The 16544-nt window shown below is 59.7% G+C and carries 15 protein-coding genes and 4 pseudogenes; 12 read left to right on the top strand and 7 right to left on the bottom strand.

Annotated features, from left to right (window positions below; all coding sequences use genetic code 11):
* Window positions 1-93 precede the first annotated feature (93 nt).
* The 5 genes and pseudogenes from ACFLEY_RS42750 to ltrA all read left to right on the top strand — a co-directional run bounded on the left by ACFLEY_RS42750 (window position 94) and on the right by ltrA (window position 4635).
* Window positions 94-306: an aldehyde dehydrogenase family protein gene (locus tag ACFLEY_RS42750; protein ID WP_014498644.1), complete on the top strand. Its 213-nt coding sequence runs from the start codon at window positions 94-96 to the stop codon at window positions 304-306.
* A 246-nt stretch (window positions 307-552) separates the two neighbouring features.
* Complete coding sequence (locus ACFLEY_RS42745) at window positions 553-1686, top strand: FAD-dependent oxidoreductase (protein WP_060909220.1); 1134 nt, start codon at window positions 553-555, stop codon at window positions 1684-1686.
* 302 nt (window positions 1687-1988) lie between these two features.
* Window positions 1989-2652, top strand: a pseudogene (locus tag ACFLEY_RS42740) (IS6 family transposase).
* Window positions 2653-2667: 15 nt separating this feature from the next.
* A complete protein-coding gene (locus tag ACFLEY_RS42735) occupies window positions 2668-2823 on the top strand; it encodes an NAD(P)-binding domain-containing protein (RefSeq protein WP_171901149.1) in 156 nt (51 codons plus the stop codon).
* 336 nt (window positions 2824-3159) lie between these two features.
* On the top strand, window positions 3160-4635 hold the full coding sequence (gene ltrA, locus ACFLEY_RS42730) for a group II intron reverse transcriptase/maturase (protein ID WP_060909086.1): 1476 nt from the start codon (window positions 3160-3162) through the stop codon (window positions 4633-4635).
* 98 nt (window positions 4636-4733) lie between these two features.
* Here ltrA and ACFLEY_RS42725 read toward each other — a convergent pair.
* Together ACFLEY_RS42725 and ACFLEY_RS42720 are read right to left on the bottom strand one after the other, a co-directional pair.
* Window positions 4734-4982, bottom strand: a pseudogene (locus tag ACFLEY_RS42725) (IS701 family transposase); the annotation flags it as partial.
* Window positions 4980-5189, bottom strand: a pseudogene (locus ACFLEY_RS42720) (transposase); the annotation flags it as partial. The pseudogenes ACFLEY_RS42725 and ACFLEY_RS42720, both read right to left, overlap by 3 nt.
* Window positions 5190-5361: 172 nt before the next feature.
* On the opposite strand from ACFLEY_RS42720, the gene ACFLEY_RS42715 reads away from it, so the two are divergent.
* From ACFLEY_RS42715 to ACFLEY_RS42705, 3 genes are all read left to right on the top strand, one after another.
* Window positions 5362-5766 carry a hypothetical protein gene (locus tag ACFLEY_RS42715; protein ID WP_011090921.1) on the top strand — a complete coding sequence of 135 codons (405 nt, stop codon included), beginning with the start codon at window positions 5362-5364 and terminating at the stop codon, window positions 5764-5766.
* Between the two features lie 235 nt (window positions 5767-6001).
* Window positions 6002-6268 (top strand): hypothetical protein, encoded by a 267-nt coding sequence (locus ACFLEY_RS42710; RefSeq protein ID WP_014498652.1) that lies wholly within the window; start codon window positions 6002-6004, stop codon window positions 6266-6268.
* A gap of 131 nt (window positions 6269-6399) precedes the next feature.
* Window positions 6400-6837, top strand: coding sequence for a hypothetical protein (locus ACFLEY_RS42705; RefSeq protein ID WP_038952249.1), 438 nt, complete (start codon window positions 6400-6402; stop codon window positions 6835-6837).
* Here ACFLEY_RS42705 and tnpC read toward each other — a convergent pair whose 3' ends face one another.
* A complete protein-coding gene (tnpC, locus tag ACFLEY_RS42700) occupies window positions 6838-8421 on the bottom strand; it encodes an IS66 family transposase (RefSeq protein WP_063824250.1) in 1584 nt (527 codons plus the stop codon).
* A gap of 89 nt (window positions 8422-8510) precedes the next feature.
* On the opposite strand from tnpC, the gene ACFLEY_RS42695 reads away from it, so the two are divergent.
* Window positions 8511-8993 (top strand): hypothetical protein, encoded by a 483-nt coding sequence (locus ACFLEY_RS42695; protein ID WP_396604429.1) that lies wholly within the window; start codon window positions 8511-8513, stop codon window positions 8991-8993.
* A 280-nt stretch (window positions 8994-9273) separates the two neighbouring features.
* On the opposite strand, the gene ACFLEY_RS42690 is transcribed toward ACFLEY_RS42695, so the two are convergent.
* From ACFLEY_RS42690 to ACFLEY_RS42680, 3 genes are all read right to left on the bottom strand, one after another.
* The gene (locus ACFLEY_RS42690; RefSeq protein WP_060909217.1) at window positions 9274-9555 is read right to left on the bottom strand and encodes a hypothetical protein; all 282 of its coding nucleotides are present in this window, start codon (window positions 9553-9555) and stop codon (window positions 9274-9276) included.
* Between the two features lie 368 nt (window positions 9556-9923).
* Entirely contained in the window at window positions 9924-10079 is a 156-nt protein-coding gene (locus tag ACFLEY_RS42685; RefSeq protein WP_166354363.1) for a hypothetical protein, read from the bottom strand.
* A 111-nt stretch (window positions 10080-10190) separates the two neighbouring features.
* Window positions 10191-11837: a fibronectin type III domain-containing protein gene (locus ACFLEY_RS42680; protein ID WP_396604428.1), complete on the bottom strand. Its 1647-nt coding sequence runs from the start codon at window positions 11835-11837 to the stop codon at window positions 10191-10193.
* 580 nt (window positions 11838-12417) lie between these two features.
* On the opposite strand from ACFLEY_RS42680, the pseudogene ACFLEY_RS42675 reads away from it, so the two are divergent.
* From ACFLEY_RS42675 to tnpB, 3 genes and pseudogenes are all read left to right on the top strand, one after another.
* Window positions 12418-13094 (top strand): annotated as a pseudogene (locus ACFLEY_RS42675) (IS3 family transposase); the annotation flags it as partial.
* A gap of 572 nt (window positions 13095-13666) precedes the next feature.
* Window positions 13667-14065, top strand: a complete 399-nt coding sequence (locus ACFLEY_RS42670; RefSeq protein ID WP_026192391.1) for a transposase — start codon at window positions 13667-13669, stop codon at window positions 14063-14065.
* Window positions 14062-14364: an IS66 family insertion sequence element accessory protein TnpB gene (gene tnpB, locus ACFLEY_RS42665; RefSeq protein WP_060909277.1), complete on the top strand. Its 303-nt coding sequence runs from the start codon at window positions 14062-14064 to the stop codon at window positions 14362-14364. Before ACFLEY_RS42670 ends, tnpB begins: the two co-directional genes overlap by 4 nt.
* On the opposite strand, the gene ACFLEY_RS42660 is transcribed toward tnpB, so the two are convergent.
* The gene (locus ACFLEY_RS42660) at window positions 14318-16423 is read right to left on the bottom strand and encodes a recombinase family protein (RefSeq protein WP_060909278.1); all 2106 of its coding nucleotides are present in this window, start codon (window positions 16421-16423) and stop codon (window positions 14318-14320) included. The genes tnpB and ACFLEY_RS42660 overlap by 47 nt on opposite strands.
* Window positions 16424-16544: the final 121 nt, after the last annotated feature.

Below are 16544 nucleotides of genomic sequence, written 5' to 3'. Positions count from 1 at the left end.
CTACGATGAACCAGAAATCCTCCCTCCGCAAAATCCTTCAATTTGTCTCACAGGTCCTGACGGCGAACACCCTTCGACGATGAGGCGCGCGCCGTGAAGTTGGCCAACGACACCGAATTTGGGCCGATTTCCTACGTCTACACCGAGGACCTGAAGCGTGGTTTGCGCCTTTCCGGGCAAATGCAGAGCGGCATGGTCGCGCTGAACAGAGGACTTGCGTCCGATCGGGCGGCGCCCTTCGGTGGCAGCAAGGCAAGCGGCCTCGGTCGTGAAGGCTCGAACCGAAGGCATCAAGGAATACCTTGAAACCAAAGTACATTGCGGTCTCGCTCTAGCGCGCGATGGGTAGTCGTGTGCCGATCTTTGGACGAGCGGATCGAGCCCGACGACGTCATTGAAATGGATGTAAGCGGGATCGGTGTTGCGCTTGGTGGTGCTCGGCGAGAGCAGGATTGGTAGGTTACAGAATACAATGCTTTTCATAGAACGCGGCGGCCCCCGGGGGGTGATCGCCAAGAAATAAAAAAGATACCAACAAGTGGAGGAGGAGAAATGGGCGCGGTGAAGAAGGTTTTCATCGTAGGTGGCGGGATTGGCGGCTTGACGGTCGCCCATGCGCTTCAGCGGATAGGCGTATCTACCAGAGTCATTGAGATGGGAGATAAGCGTGACCGGATCGGCACCGGTATCACGCTGCTGGGGAATGCCTTGCGGGCACTTGCCGAATTGGGATTGGTGGATGCCTGCCTCGAAGGCGGCCTTGGTTGGGATACCGTGTCGGTACGCGATGGCGCGGGAACGATTCTGAGCGAACAGTCCTCACCAAGAATTTGGGACGCTGATCGTCCAGCCGCACTGGGACTCATGCGGCCACGTCTGGGACAGATTCTGGAAGACTTTGCGACGAAGAGCGGCGCGAAAATCGATTTCAACACAACGATCACCCGTATTGATCAGGACGATCGAGGGGTGACGGTTCAGCTATCGAACGGCGAGACAGATCGCGCCGATCTGCTGATCGCTGCGGATGGAGTCTATTCCAAGATCCGCCAGAGCATCTTCGGCGACGAGTTCAAGCCGCACTACGCCGGCCAAGGGGTATGGCGTTATACGGTTTCTCGCACCGAGGCGATGAATGGCTTCGTCCTGTACCGCCTTCCGACGGGCCGCGTAGTTGGCGCGCTGCCGCTATCGAAGGAATTGTGCTATCTATTCTTCCTGGAAAGCACGGACGAAAAGCTTCGTATTCCGCAAGATCAGGTGTGCGACTATCTCCGTAACCTGCTCGCCCCCTTTACGGCGCCCGAACTGGTCGCGGCTGCCAAGGTGATCGGCGAAGACAAGCACATAAGCTACCGCCCATTTGATGTCTTGATGATGCCAGCCCCCTGGCACCGTGGCCGTGTCGTGCTGCTCGGCGATGCTGCCCATTCGTTGATGCCGCAAATGACATCCGGCGGCGGAATGGCGATCGAGGATGCGCTGGTTCTGGCCCAGGAACTGAATCGCAACGACGATCTGGAGACTGCGCTCAAGACCTATTGCCGACGCCGCGAAGAAAGAGTCGGGCGCGTATACGACATTGCATACGCCATTTGCCGGGAAGAGCGCAAACCGGAGCATGGCCGCGACTATTCGATGGGCCTTCTTCGTGAAGGCTACGCGTTTCTGGCTGCGCCCGTCTGATTAGAAGCAGGCGAAGTCACATGGGAATTTGACGGACGTCGCTACCGCGGTGGATCGGCCACATCCGTGGACTGAAGGTAAACTCTGTAGCATTTTGGCCGACAACAAGCATGTCACGACAGGGGAAATGCATGACAAGACAAGCAGGTTCGTTGCAGGGATGGATTTTGACCTCCGCCCATGGATGACGGTGTTCGGAGTGGTCCTGCTATCGCCAGTCCTGCCACTTGCGCATTCGGGTTTTGTGCGAGATCCTTCATCATGAACGGTGGTTGTATTTCCGGTTTCCCTTAAGCTTGCGCATGGTCAAGGAAATGCTGGCGGCGCGTGGCATTGGCATGACCTATGAAACCGTGCGCCAGGGGGGACGGAAATTCGGCAAGCTGTTCTCCGATCGGATCCGTCGAGCGCGCTCCCACCCGCGGTGACAAATGGCATCTGGACGAGGTCGTTATCTCGATCGCGGGCGAACAACATTGGCTCTGGCGCGCTGTCGACCAGAATGGCTTCGTTCTCGACGTCTTGATCCAGCGCCGAAGAGAGACTAGCGCGCTGCCCAGCGGCTCATGAAGAAGCTCTTGAAATCCGCCGGCACGCCGCCGCGCGTGATGATCACGGATAAGCTGCGTTCGTACGGCGCTGCGAGGGCGAAGATGGGCTTTCACGTCGAACATCGCCAGCACAAAGCTCTCAACAATCGGGCCGAGAATTCTCATCAGCCGACGCGGCGACGCGAGCGGATCATGAAGCGTTTAAAATCGTCCCCATCAGGCTCAACGGTTTCTGTCAGTTCACGATCAGGTCGCGAACCTTTTCCACATCCCCTATCCCGGAGCCGTCACGGCCGACTTCCGTCGAGCTTCGCGCGAACGAGCCTTTGCGACTTGGCGCGAGATCTCCAGGACAAGCGCTATCGCCGACTCTCGACCTCTGAGACTCGCCTCCTTCAGCTCGGCGATCGATTAGTTGACGATGCCTGCGATGGACCTCGGCTTCATCGGGCTTGGCCACATGGGTGCGCCAATGGCGCGGAACCTGCTAAAGGCTAGCCATCATCTCATCGTCTACAATCGCACGCGCAGCGATATTGAAGCCCTAACACTACTTTGGGTGCGCCGGGAGACCGGCAAGGAATAGATGGTGGAAGTCCATTGCGATGAAGGTGTAGCGAACCACATCGGCCCCGAGCCGTGCGCAGGCGTCCGCGAGGGTGTCGGCGAAGCGTCGGTAGGGGAGCATGCAGGCCAGCCATTGAGCCGCGAAACAGTGTTATCTCGGGAGCCGACGCTGTCCAAAGAGCGGAAGGCAATATGGGCGAGTGCGCAAACGCGAGCACCCGTCCAACCCGGCGTGGTCGTAGACCCTGGCATGTATGGAAGCTCCTTGTACGGGAACCGGGATATCTCCGGGTCGGCCATCTTCCTTCTCGGAGGAGATGGTCCGCAGCGGGAAGGCGAGGAGCTGTAGCCGCTGATGCACGACACGGAGAAGTCTGACTCTGGCATAGTAGCTGAGAAGCCAACGAACAAAGCCGGATTACTGGCGGCGGAGTGGGCGGAGCCAAGGCCGGGGACCAAGGGAAACGCGGAACAGCAGCGCATGCACCGGACACAGGGCCGGGCTCGCATGACCCAGTCGCTGGACCGCGTACGGACAGCCGCAAGGCTGAGGAAGAAGGACCGGTTCACCGCGCTCTTTCACCACATCAATGTCGATACACTGCGGGCGGCGTTCTTTGCGCTCAGGCGTAAGGCTGCTCCCGGAGTGGATGGCATGACGTGGGAGGACTACGAGGAAGATCTCGAGCCCCGGCTCGCCGATCTGCACAAACGGGTCCAACGAGGAGCGTATCGCCCGCAACCGTCTCGCCGGACGTACATACCAAAGGCAGACGGCAAGCAGCGCCCGTTAGCGATCGCGGCTCTCGAAGACAAAATCGTCCAGGGCGCCACCGTCATCGTGCTCAACGCCATCTACGAAGGAGACTTCTGTGGCTTTTCCTACGGGTTTCGGCCCGGCAGAGGACCACATGATGCGTTGGACGCGCTCTGCACAGCGATCGAGACGCGGAACGTGAACTGGATCATTGACGCCGACATCCAAAACTTCTTTGGCGCAGTCAGTCAACCTTGGCTGGTTCGCTTCTTGGAACATAGGATCGGCGACAAGCGCATCATCCGCCTCATTCAGAAATGGCTGAAGGCGGGTGTTCTCGAAGACGGCGTCGTAGCCGCTGATGACAGGGGAACGGGTCAAGGTTCGGTGATTTCACCGCTTCTGGGCAACATCTACCTGCACTACGCTCTCGACCTGTGGGCCAAACGCTGGCGACAGCGCGAGGTCTCCGGCGGCATGATCATCGTGCGTTACGCGGACGATGTAGTAGTCGGCTTTGAGCGCGAGGATGACGCACGTCGTTTCCTTGACGCGATGCGCGCGAGACTGGAGGAGTTCGAGCTGACGCTCCACCCGGCCAAGACCCGCCTGATTGAGTTTGGTCGCCATGCGGCGGCTCAACGCAAGCAGCGCGGACTCGGAAAGCCGGAAACCTTTGCGTTCATGGGGTTCACGTTTATCTGCGGCAAATCACGCCAAGGGCGCTTCCAGCTTCAACGGAAGACCCGTAGCGACCGCTTGCGAACCAAACTCCGCGAAATCAAGGAGGAGCTAAGGCGCCGAATGCACTGGCCGATCCCTGCACAAGGGAAATGGCTGAGGCAGGTCTTGACCGGCCACTTTGCGTACTTTGCTGTCCCGACGAATGGCCGAGCGCTCAATGCGTTTCGGTTCTATCTGACCGATCTCTGGAGGCGGACGCTTCGGCGGCGCAGTCAGCGGACCTGTCTGACCTGGGATCGCATAACGCAGATCACCGATGACTGGCTCCCCAAGGCTCGCATCCTTCATCCATGGCCGAAGCTGCGCTTCGCCGTCAAACACCCGAGGTAGGAGCCCGGTGCCTTAATTGGGCTCGCCGGGATCTGCGCGGGGGGCGCCCAGTGATGGGTGTCCCTACCGCGAACAGAATGTGTTTTGGCCGCTGTTTTTCAAGGATTTGCTTTCGGCAATATGGGCATTGCTGAGGCGGCGGCCGAAGGATGAGATCGACGATGGCATGGCGTGCGGCGGGCATGGTTGGTTGAGGCGGAGGCCCGTTGATTCTTTTTTTTCCGCCCCGCGTATGCGAGGCGACGATGTTGCAGGAAGGCGTAGGCAATCATTGTCATAAGGGCGTGGCGATGAAGACCTTGCCATGATCGCCCTTCGAAGTGATCAAGTCCAAGCTCCTCCTTCATATCGACAAGGCTGTGCACGACCCGCGTCGGATCGCGCCGATCCGGGAACACCCGGGCCAGATTGTCGGCCAAGCCGAGACGCCGCTCGGCCATCGCCAGAAGCATCACGCCCCCGTTCGAGGTTAGGCGCCCACCATCGAAGGCAGCTGTGACTTTCTTGGCGTGAATGGCTGGAAACGAGAAGGGCGGAATCGTATCGTCGGTCATGGCGGGCGTGGCGTTCGCGGTTGGAGGTGATGGGGTTGGCTTCACAACCGAATCCTACGCCGTATCAGCGCTTTACACCACGCTCGCCAGCCTCTCGGGCGCCTCTTACGAATAAGACAGGTTAGTCGGTCCGACCCGTCATGTTTTTGGGGTTTCGGACAAGGTTCTGACGATGACGCTTTCATCCGTTTTGATGGCGGATCGCGAGGCCCGTCCTGATTGGTATGCAGTTGGCATTGCCATGATCGTCGTGGATCGGCTGGTTCACAACTTTCTGGTCCGAACCGGGATTTTGGAGCAACTTGGCATGGTTCATCCGTACGGTCCCCGTTGCTATGCAGACGGCGGCTGCGCCGAGGTCTTGCGGCGCGTCTCGGCACAGATCGACGCGCGCCAGTTTGATCGTAATTTTCCGGCGGATTTTCCGCGCTTTGTTCAGCACGCTCTTTGGCGTTACTGCGCTGCTGACGGTTTGAACGTCTGCAACGGCAACAATATTGATGATCGCAAGTCATGCGATCTTTCGTCGTGTATTGTTTACAGTAATTGTGCCAAAAAAGCGCGGAAATTACAGTAATTATCTTCTATTTAAGCGCAATTTTTCTGCAGCTAAATTATTGCAATCATTGCGCTTTTGGAGGATATGCTTTATTATACTTACGACGAGATTGTTTGAACGCTCTTCTCGTCTTCAGCAAAGGAGTCGTCCAATGACAAGACCGCCATTGCCGGGAGCATCCCGCAGGACCAGCGACAACGCCGTTTCAGAAAGGGGCCCAAATCGGGCCCCTTCGGCTTTTCAGGAGGGCAAAATGGCCAAGCCCAATCTCACGAACCAAAAGACACTCTCCGCCTCGGCAATCATCGTTTACGGGATCGACGCGACCGGCAAGCCGAAGGCCGGCCGGTTTCCGGAGCGCCAGGCGGCGGCGGCCAAAAAGGCCGCGCGCTCACTCAAGCTCGCTGTTTGCAACGTCGATCGACCAGCTCTTGTCGAAATCGTTGCGAAAATTCCGGTCGGACGCGTTCACGACCAAGGCAGTCGCTTCTGCCCTACATCAAACGCAGCTTGTACGTGAGCGTCACGACAGGATCACGGTTCCCGGGCTTGACTTGCGCGGAATGCTCTGGATAGCGCGGTCGGGATGATTGACGCCGCCGGGGCGCGGTGATGGGGTGATCCCGGTTCGGAGCGGGCAACGGGATCAGAATGAACAGCGAGTCGCAGCTGCGCGAGAAGCTTCGGAAGATCGAGGCGTTGTTCGTGGGGGCCGGAACTGCTGGTGAGCGCCATGCGGCGGAAGCCGCGCTGCAGCGGGTGCGGGCCCGGGTCGAGGAACTCGCTCGCCACGATCCACCAATCGAACAGCAATTCTCACTCCCCGACCAGTGGTCTCGGCACCTTTTTCTGGCGCTTTGCCGCCGATATGGGCTGCGGCCGTTTCGTTATCGCCGGCAGCGACGCAACACGGTGATGGTCCGTGCGTCACGGGGCTTCGTCGATCGAGTCCTGCTGCCGGAGTTCACCGAGCTGGAGCGTGCGCTGCAAGTGTATCTGCACGAGGTGACGCTGCGCGTGATCCGCGAAGAGATCTACGACGACGCCAGCGATGCGCAGGAAGTTCCAGATGCCCTGCCGTCGAACTGATCAGGCGGCGAGCTTTGCCTGCGAACTATCGCGCTCGGCCTTCCAATTCCACGGCAACAGCATGTGCAGCTGATTGATCTTTGTACTTCCGGAGACGATGCGCTCGAGAACATCGGTCAGATAGTGCCGCGGGTCGATGTCGTGCAGCTTTGCCGTGTTGATGAGCGATGCGAGGGTGGCCCAGCTTTCGGCGCCGCCCTCACTGCCGGCGAACAAGTAATTCTTTTTTCCCAGGCCTATCGGCTTGATGCTGCGTTCGACCGTATTGCTGTCGATCTCGATGCGACCATCATCGATGAAGCGCGTCAAGCCTTCCCAATGGTTGAGGGTGTAGCGGATCGCCTTGCCAAGGCCGGATTTCTTCGAGACTTCCAGTAGCCGCCCCTCGAGCCAGGGTTTGAAGCCCTCGATCGACGGCCTGGTGTCGGTCTGCCGCACTGCAGCCCGATGCGCCGCCGGCAGACCGCGGATGCGATCCTCGATGGCGTAGAACATCGCGATCCGTTGCAGCGCTTCCGCAGCAATCGGCGACTTCGTCGCGACGTGAACGTCCCAGTACTTCCGCCGCGCATGCGCGAAGCAGAACGCCAACTGCACCAGATGGCCGCCGTTCTTGATCAGGCCCTTGTAGGCGGCATAGCCGTCGACCTGCAGGATGCCGTGGTAGTCCCCGAACAGCTGCTTGGCGCGGATCGCCTTGCGATCCTCAGCAAACGTGTAGACTACCGCCGGCGGTGCCGGGCCGCCCCACGGACGGTCATCGGTGGCGATCGCCCAGAACTGGCAGACTTTGGCCCTGCCACGGCCGGGATCGAGAACTGGCAGCGGCGTCTCGTCGGCAAACAGCCGCGGGTAGGACATCACTGTGTCGCGCAACAGCGTGTGAAGCGGCTTCAGCCGCCAGGCGGCGCGGCCCATCCACGAGGCCAGCGTCTGCCGATCGAGCGTGATGCCTTGCGCGGCGAACATCTGTTCCTGCCGATACAGCGGCAACTGGTAGCCGTATTTCATCACCGCGATGTGGGCCAGCAAGGCTTCCGTCACCATCCCGCCATCGATCGCCTGGGCCGGCGCAGGTGCCTGCATCACACCCTGGCGGCATCCCCGGCAGCCATACCGCGGACGCACAATGCGCTTGACCCGGTACTGCATCGGAACGACGTCGAAGGCTTCCTTGACGGTCTCCCCGATCTTGTGCAGCCGCTCGCCGCAGCAAGGGCAGATGTGGCTCTCGACATCGATTACGACATCGATGCGCGGCAAATGCTCCGGAAGCTTCCCCCGGTTGCGTCGCGCCGGTCGCTTTCCACGGCCCTCCGCTCCATCAGGCAGCCTGCCTCCGGTTACGTCGGCGTTGGCCGCGGCACGAGCCGCCTGTGCCGTGATGGTGAAGAGAGGCAGCTGTCCGCGATCCAGTGTCTCGGAGCGGGGACCGAAGATCGTGCGCTTGAACTGGGACAGGATCATCAGGAGCTTGTCGTTCTCCTGAACCGCAGCGTCGCGTTGGGCGATCGCCGCATCACGCTCGGCCGAGAGCGTGCTGCATTCCGCCGACAACGCCGCAAGCCTTGACGACAGCGCCATCACGGTGTGTCGGAGCAATGCTGGATCGGAAGGCAAATCACTCATGCAAAGTGATTTTACAACAACTCCGCATGAGTGACGAGCTACTCTTGATACGGATCAACCAGCTCGCGCTGGCTGATCCACAACTCGCATCGGCACACGCTTCCAGTCTGAGCCATCGAGCGAGGGCGCATCGAAATATCCCCTCTGGGGAGTCTGACGAATCACCTGCCATCGAAGTTACAGTGTTCGAACCGACGCATCCGCTGTTCGGCCGCACGTTCCGCGTCATTCGCCGCTCGGTTCATCGTGGCGGGGGCTTCCCGCTTTCGTACGAGGTCGTGAACAATTCCCACGACACCTTATCGGGATTGTTCAGTGCGGGATCGGGATCAGGAGCCTGGGCGCGCGCAGCGACCCCGAGCACAAATGTGACCAGAAGAACTGATGCGATCCGCTTCATCGTTGCCTCCTTATCGTCGTCGAAGCTGTCGGCGGCGACTCCAGCTTTGCCGTTGAAGACATACTTTCCCCTGGTATCCAACGACGACAAAAATGGCTCATCCGTCACCGGTGGGCAAACACGTTGATTGGTGAGCCTGGATTGGTGAGCCTGCGCTTGCGTTGGACAGTATCGCCCAGAAAGACCTGCGCGGCACCTACGAAAACTGGTTGGCATTCATTCGCTCCTGGAAGATGGCGGCCTAGCGGACTTCGAATGTATCAAGCAGGTCTTCGCGACAATTGAATTCCTCATGCAAGCTGCAGAGCCTCGTTACGAGGAGACAACCTTGGCCAGGGCTTCAGATCAATCACAGCGCGCTAGCGGTTGATGCGCACGACATTGCGGCGCTGACGACATGGTGGTCACTAGGATCCCCGATGGCGTATCCCCGAACACAACCGCGGAGCCATGCTTGCCATCGAGATGGCCTTCTCAGCTCTTACACTATTGCTACCACTGGCCAAAAACTCGTTCAGCAAGTGCTGTTTGATTGTCGCGGCCTCCCGCTCTCCCTGTGAGGCAAGCCAAAGAATGCGCTCCGCGATCTCCAGCGCAGAGCGGTGCTCCTGCCAGATGAACGTGGGGCTAGCAAGTACTTCATCAAGGACGTTGCGGAGCATCTGCACCGTAGCAGTGTCGTAGGCCATGCGCGAATACCCATGCCGACAAATCACTGAGCAAAAAACATTGCGCGTCACTCCGACCAGCAGCGGCAATTTGTCGGACCAAGCTACTTAGCACGCTTTTATTGCAGGTTTATGACCGCTGCTTACGCAGACGGACATCAATCACATGATGTGGTTCTGCGACCTTTCCAAGTACGGCGACGTCAAGACAGATGCTGATCGGATTTTTCGCAGACTGAGGCGCAGGGCGGGCCGGTGATGCCGCCGCCTCCTGCGAAAGGCGGGGATGGACCCTGGTCGACGCAGAAGATTGCACTGTTCGAGAGCTGGATCGACGGCGGCTATCAGCCCTGAGCTGGGCCCGGTCCGGCGATTTTTCCGAGGAGCTTTCATGCCGAAGCGAGGTCGATCTCTTGTTTCGTCACCTGTTCATTTTTATGCGGCTCATTGGCGCGGTCGCTCAACAGCCTCCGGTCGGTTTCTCCGTGTACCGCCAGGCTTCGATTATCCCGCGAACAAGCAGACACTTGGGCAATATCGGACATAGGTAAACGTCCCGTGCAGCGTCTCCACGTCTGGAAGATGAGATTGCCAGGATTGGCAAGGCGCCGATGCGAACCGGCCTCTTGTCGCAGGCGGTAGAGGCCAAGAGTCTTCTATTTGGTCACCGGGCAAGTCCCCGGATGGTTGCAGCGTGGAGGCGTCGATCGCGTGGTCGCGCTGGCTTCCCCGGACGCAGGTCCCTCTGCTCCATTGAGAACGGCCGAGACGCGCCAGCGATATGTTGTTTGCGGCCTAAGATCGGAATCGCCGAAGCTGGCTCCTGCAACCTCGCCGATCCTCTGAAATGTGTCATCAGGGCCTGCACGCAGCACGCGGTATGTCGTTGCCCCTACCAGCGGCGACCAGACCAGATCAACGCTAGTATCCGAAGCATCGATCACCGTGAGCCCCTGAGGTGCTGATGTCAATTGCCGCGTCGCGCTGACGGGCGTCGCGCCATCGGCCGCGAGCGCGTCGAGCATAGCCTTGACCGCTTGGATCTGCGCCCCAGACTTGGTCACGTAGCTGCTCGTGTGATTGACGTAGCCCCACCAGTCCCAGCAGGCCTGCGGATTGGTGGGCCGATATAAGCTGGTCCTGGTCTGTGGATAGAGAATGATCAAACGGTTCGTATCCGCCCAGGCATTATAGCCGGTATCATTGACGAACTTGAGCCCGATCTCGCGGGCATTCTGGCGGCATCCGTGCAGCGCCACGTGGACACGGCAGAGAGCGCCTTGCTCGCAGTCCTGAGGCACGAAGAGATAGCCGGTATCGCTCAGGCTCAACGCGGCGGGCGCCTGCGGCCTGGTATAGAGTGACTGATCGAAGCTCTTCACGACGCCCGCGAGCTGCCCGCGATTAGGTGGATTGAGGCGGGCATAAATATGCTGCAGGATGATTCCGGCCTGATCGTAGCCGCATTGGTCAATATACGGTTCCTTGTTAGCACTGCAGCTATTCAGTCCGGTGTCGCCCTGCTTGGCCACCACGAAAGAGTGCCCGGCGCCGAGGGCGGTCTGATAGAAGAGATTGCCTCGATTGGCGTCACCTAGATAGCGACGGTAGAAGTCGGCAGCCGCATCGGTGACGGCCCTATCGACGACCGCGTCGTTGTAGCCGTGAAAGAGATAGATCTTCTGCCCGGCAAGGTTACTATCCGGATCGATCTTGCCTGCTGACGCGTTCGCATCAGCCTTCGTCGTGAACGCCGTGATGTTCAGGCCCGATGCAGGCCCTTTCATGCACGGACCCGTCGCACGCCACATCTTGGCCTCAGCGCACCAATAGGGACCGCCAGCGACCACCCCCACTCCCTTGACGATCGAGGACCAGGCTGCGCCGAACTGGACTGCCATGAAGGCGCCTGATGAAATGCCGGAGATCGAGCTCTCGCCGATGGGCGCGTGATAGCTGCGCAATGCCAAGGGCTCGGCAGAGAGCGGCGACACTCCAACGACCGCGGCACAAATGGCGCCGATAGCGTGTTGCCGCAAGATGGCCAAGTCCTTGAAAAACGTGCTAATCGAACCGACGGGCAGTCTCCGGTGTTCATGTGAAAACGCGCCATCGGAACAAGAAATCACTCGCCAGTTCCGAAAAGGATTCTGCGGATTACCATAGTCGACCGTCTGCCTGCCGTCCCGCGGCAGCGCCGACGTGATGATCCTGTCGGGCTGGTTCGGCTCCAAGGCAACAGGCGTGATGGGCGCCCCCTTGAGCATCCGTCCGCTTTGATTGATCAGTTTCTGGTAGGCCATGTCTGATCTCCTTCATCTGGTCAGACGTTCCCGGACGCCGCCGGGAAAGCGGGGGATAGGTGCTGGTGAAGGAAATTCATGACAGGCGATCAATGCGCACGAGGAATTCGCGTGTTGAAGCAAGGATATCGAAGCTGGTTTCCAGGGTTTCGCCAGCCGAAAACCACTAGCTCGATTATGATACGAGTAGAATCCCAGCTGATGGCCGGCCTCTGCTCCAATGAACTGCTAGGCGTTTGGACATGGTGGCATTCTACGCAGCCGAAACCGACGCCGACGTCAGCGGTCGCTTCACTTGCCACTCCTTATCAACAGTTCCCTAATGCAAGATGTTCGATCCTTCTAACCAACCCTAGTTTTGATTCCTTGAACGTTCCACCCGCCAAAACTTGTAGGGTTCAACCTACCCTGTTGAGTTCAGCGTGCCTGCTTGCTTGGTGTCGATTCAAGTCGTTGGACGAAATGCCGTCAAAATTGGACATCGGTATGCTAGAGAGCCGGCCCCGGAATTCTGCACAGGGCGATAAGTGGAGTTTCCGCCTGACAGCGGGCACGCTGTGCCTGCGAATCAGGAGCGACAATGAGCAGAAGAACACGCCGGAACCACACACCGGCCTTCAAGGCGAAGGTGGCGCTCGCCGCCGTGAAGGGCGATCGAACGCTGGCTCAGCTTGCCGAGCAGTTCGACGTCCACCCCAATCAGATCACGGCGTGGAAGGCTCAGCTTGAAAGCAAGACCGCCGATGCGTTCGGTCCCGGCGGCGGCTCCGGAGCGGAGCAAGCAGCCATCGACGTGAAGTCGTTACACGCCAAGATCGGCGAACTGACGCTGGAGAACGATTTTTTAGAAGGAGCGCTCACCAAGGCGGGATTGCTGAGCGCAAAGCGATGATCGACCGTGAGTACGAGCTGTCGATCACCAGGCAGGCGGAGGCTTTGAACATCAGCCGCGGCAGCGTGTACTACCTGCCGCGGCCGGTGCCGGACGCCGACCTTGCGATCATGCAGCGCCTCGACCGGCTGCATCTGGAGTTCCCTTTTGCCGGCTCTCGCATGTTGCGAGGGCTGCTGGCTGCCGATGGGTGCAAGATCGGCCGTCGGCATGTGAAGACGCTGATGCGGCGGATGGGGATAGAAGCGCTCTATCGCCGTCCACGCACGACAAAGCCCGAGCCGGGCCACAAGATCTACCCGTACCTGCTGCGCGGGATGGAGATCACGCGGCCGAACCAGGTGTGGGCGATGGACATCACCTACAGTGCGCCTCGCCCCAGATTTGGGGAAGCGCGTATGACTGGAATGCAAAAGAGAAAGGAGGACTGGAAAAAAATGACTTGTTCCCTGCTGTGAGGGGACATGAGCCCAAGCGGCGGTGACCTGTCGTCAACTGGCAGGGTGACGTAGCCCGCAGGTAAAGGGGATTGAGGCGAAGCCGTTAAGCCGAGATGGTCCCCGAGGCTGAAGTATTGGAAGGTTGAGGAACACGAACCGGTTCACCCGCATCTGAGGGCTGAAATGTCGCCTCCGCCTACACGGTTTAACAGGTGGAATGCTGATGATGTCGCGGGTATGACGGCATGAATCCGAACGTGAGCCCAGATGTAAGGACGCTCGCGAGGGATCATGGGGAGAACGCAGCCAGACCATGGCATCGGCATCGACTTGCGGAAAGCAAGGGAAAAGATTGCGACCGGCAGCCTCACCAATACGACGACGTCCAGCATATGAACGGTAAGCGGAGCTTTTCTCCCATTTGATTGACTGGTTTCGCTTCGGCTTTCGCTCTGCGATCCTTGGCTTGTCAGAGAGCCGAGAGGAGACTGAAGGCGATGGAACAATCGGGGGAGGAAGCCGAAGCTGATGGCTTTGTAGGGAAGCTTACGCGCCGGACGCGTTCTGGAGGCCGGTTATGGTCTGCGGAGATCAAGGGGCGCGCTGTTTTCGAGAGCATGAAGCCCGACGCCCGGGTATGTGATGTCGCACGGCGTTACGGTGTGAAGGCCCAGCAGTTGACGACGTGGCGCAGATTGGCGCGTGCTGGCCGGCTCGCATTGGTCACGGACGACGCGGCGGATTTCGTGTCGATCGAGCTAAGCGATCCAGTGGCGTCAGGCAAGAGCGAGGGGCCCGTCGAGATTACGATTGGCAAGGTTTCGGTCCGCCTGGATGCGGACGTGTCGGCGGTGCGGATCGCGGAGATCGTGACTGCGATCGAGCGCGGCGCATGATCATTCCGGCGCAGGGACTGCGGATTGTGCTTGCTGTGCGTCCTGTTGACTTCCGGTGCGGGCACGACGCGCTGGCCGGTCTTGTGCAAAACACGCTTGGGCTCGATCCGCATTCGGGCCTGATCGTGGTTTTTCGTTCGAAGCGCGCCGACCGGCTGAAGATTTTGCTATGGGACGGCACGGGCCTCGTTTTGGTCTACAAGCGCCTTGGCCGCGATGGTCGTTTCGAGTGGCCGCAGATCAGCGACGGCGTCATGCATCTGACGCGCGTGCAGTTCGAAGATGCCCCTCCTTGTTAGGCTGACAGATTCTTAGATCAAGTTGCGCGATGACGTGGTTTCGAAGGTCTCCGATGGCGTGAAGAACGGATGGTGTATTCGGGAAGAGATAGGCGCCGCTGGGCTGGCGATCAATTAGCAAACGCTTGGTTCGGATCTGAACATAGAGCCAGTTTACTGGAATCTCGAGCCTTCGGGCCAGTTCGGGCGGGCTGAGGTATGAGTCGTCATGCTCCCATCGGCTGCGCTGGGCAGTTACCTTGATGGCGGCGGCACGACGGAGCCGCCCAACGGTGATAGGCAGCACCTTATCGGCGCAACGGGGAGAGCGGTGACCTTCCCGAGTAAGGATTGTGGCGATCTTGTCGTCTGGGACGCCGTCGCGAGCGAGCGTCAGAAGGCGTTCCCGCATCTCTGTGCCTCGCGTCAATCTGGTGACGGAGTTGACGCTCATCTTCACTTCGAGCTCCGTCACGGCGCCTCCCCGCCAGACGATCCTAGCCAGGGCCAAGTCGCGCTCACCGCGGTCGAGAACGACCTTTTCGATGAGACATCGCAACAACGCCTTGCGATGCGCATCCGAGATAGTCTCGTCACCCCATATCTGCGGGAGGCGGCCGGTGAGGCTGATGACCTTGTCGTTGAGCTCCTTGCTTATGGCCACTTGTGTGATGGCTTTGGGCGGCGTCTGTCGGGCAAGCGCCTCTTCGGCGGCGCGCACGTCGTTTAGCGCCGCTTCCCATCGACGCTCGAGTTCCGAGGCGACCAACCGATTATCTGGATCAGCTCGGTTGAACTGCCGTTCGGCGAGCGCCGCCGTGTATCGCTTGCGCTCGAGCTCTCGTTCTGCACTGGAGCGTAGCGCATTGTTCGTCTGCTGCTGCACCCGGCGGGAGCGCGACAAGGCATCGAGTTCGGCCGGCGCTAGTGCGGTTAGGAATGCGTCGCCAACGGCTGCATCGATATGGGCGGCGCGGATGTGTTGGCAGGTTGGCTGACCTTCCTGGGTACGCAGGTGATTGCATACATATTCGCCGCCGCCCTTGTAGCGGACGTACATCTTATGGCCACATCGTGCGCACCAGGCAATGCCGTGGAGCAGGAGCTCGCCATTGCGAGGCGCGCCGCGGGTTTTGATGCGCATGTATTCGGCTCGGTTATCTCTGATGACGGATCGGATTTTTTCATAAATTGGCCAGTCGATATAGGCTGGATATCGATCTTTAACGACGATCCGCCACTCCTCCATCGGCCGCGGAGCCTTTTGTGGCAGGGCCCCCTCCCGCTTCGGCGGCCGGAAGCGGGTTCGTCCATAGACAAAGGCGCCCGCGTATGCGGGGTTCTTCAAGATCGCCGCGACGGCAGCCAGCGTCGCGCGCGTCCAGCACAAATCGCCATATCGATCACGACGCGGCAGTTCCAGGTCACGCTCGTTCAACGCTCGCATGACCTTGGCAACGCTGCGCAGCTGCAGGAATAACTGGAAGACGAGACCGAGCCGCCCTTGCACGGCCATGTCGGGATCCTTAACGACCACACCGCTCGGGTCCCGCATCAGCCCGATTGGCAGCATAACCGCAAGTTCGCCGCGTTCGGCTTTGGCCAGCAGGCCGGCGGTCAGCCGGCTGCGGATCGTATGTAGCTCAAGCTCGGAGATCGAACCCTTCAGCCCGAGAAGCAACCGTCCGTTGGGAGTGCCCGGATCATAGACACCATCGCGGTCGGCGATCAGGCAGCCACGTAGACCACAGATATCCAGGAGCGGATACCAGTCGGTACAATTACGCGCCAAGCGGGTCACGTCGATCGACAGGATGAGTCCCACTTCACTCAGGCCAACACGGCCAACGAGTTCCTTGAAGCCGTTACGCTGTGCTATAGACGCGCCGCTCAACCCGAGATCGGCATCAATCACGTCGATGGCCGCCTCACGCCATCCGAGTTCGCGGGCGCGCTGGCGAAGCGCGTATTGAAGGCGCAGGCTCTCCTGATTGCTTACGACCTGATGGGGCGTCGACTGCCGGATGTAGACTACGGCTTTGCGCGCCAAGTGGCTTGGTGTGACCAGCTCGGACTTCATGAGGGATCTCCGCCAAAATTGCGGCGACGTCTTCGACGATCTGGCGTCGGAGCGCGGGCGTCAGCGTCGACCAAAGATCGGCTGGATCCATGCTCATGTGCGTCGGGACAATCCGCTGTCG

The organism is Bradyrhizobium sp. YCK136, assembly GCF_044570075.1.
In the GTDB taxonomy this organism is placed as follows: Bacteria; Pseudomonadota; Alphaproteobacteria; order Rhizobiales; family Xanthobacteraceae; genus Bradyrhizobium; species Bradyrhizobium diazoefficiens.
The sequence above is the reverse complement of the archived record's forward strand: the minus strand, read 5'-3'. Positions and strand labels throughout refer to the sequence as shown.

What these genes read in the sequence shown, in the direction of transcription:
- ACFLEY_RS42745 (WP_060909220.1), top strand. Translation starts at nt 553, where the DNA reads ATGGGCGCGGTGAAGAAGGTTTTCATCGTAGGTGGCGGGATTGGCGGC.
- ACFLEY_RS42735 (WP_171901149.1), top strand. Translation starts at nt 2,668, where the DNA reads ATGGACCTCGGCTTCATCGGGCTTGGCCACATGGGTGCGCCAATGGCG.
- ltrA (WP_060909086.1), top strand. Translation starts at nt 3,160, where the DNA reads ATGCACGACACGGAGAAGTCTGACTCTGGCATAGTAGCTGAGAAGCCA.
- ACFLEY_RS42715 (WP_011090921.1), top strand. Translation starts at nt 5,362, where the DNA reads ATGACGCTTTCATCCGTTTTGATGGCGGATCGCGAGGCCCGTCCTGAT.
- ACFLEY_RS42710 (WP_014498652.1), top strand. Translation starts at nt 6,002, where the DNA reads ATGGCCAAGCCCAATCTCACGAACCAAAAGACACTCTCCGCCTCGGCA.
- ACFLEY_RS42705 (WP_038952249.1), top strand. Translation starts at nt 6,400, where the DNA reads ATGAACAGCGAGTCGCAGCTGCGCGAGAAGCTTCGGAAGATCGAGGCG.
- tnpC (WP_063824250.1), bottom strand. Translation starts at nt 8,421, where the DNA reads ATGGCGCTGTCGTCAAGGCTTGCGGCGTTGTCGGCGGAATGCAGCACG.
- ACFLEY_RS42690 (WP_060909217.1), bottom strand. Translation starts at nt 9,555, where the DNA reads ATGGCCTACGACACTGCTACGGTGCAGATGCTCCGCAACGTCCTTGAT.
- ACFLEY_RS42685 (WP_166354363.1), bottom strand. Translation starts at nt 10,079, where the DNA reads ATGTCCGATATTGCCCAAGTGTCTGCTTGTTCGCGGGATAATCGAAGC.
- ACFLEY_RS42680 (WP_396604428.1), bottom strand. Translation starts at nt 11,837, where the DNA reads ATGGCCTACCAGAAACTGATCAATCAAAGCGGACGGATGCTCAAGGGG.
- ACFLEY_RS42670 (WP_026192391.1), top strand. Translation starts at nt 13,667, where the DNA reads ATGGAACAATCGGGGGAGGAAGCCGAAGCTGATGGCTTTGTAGGGAAG.
- tnpB (WP_060909277.1), top strand. Translation starts at nt 14,062, where the DNA reads ATGATCATTCCGGCGCAGGGACTGCGGATTGTGCTTGCTGTGCGTCCT.
- ACFLEY_RS42660 (WP_060909278.1), bottom strand. Translation starts at nt 16,423, where the DNA reads ATGAAGTCCGAGCTGGTCACACCAAGCCACTTGGCGCGCAAAGCCGTA.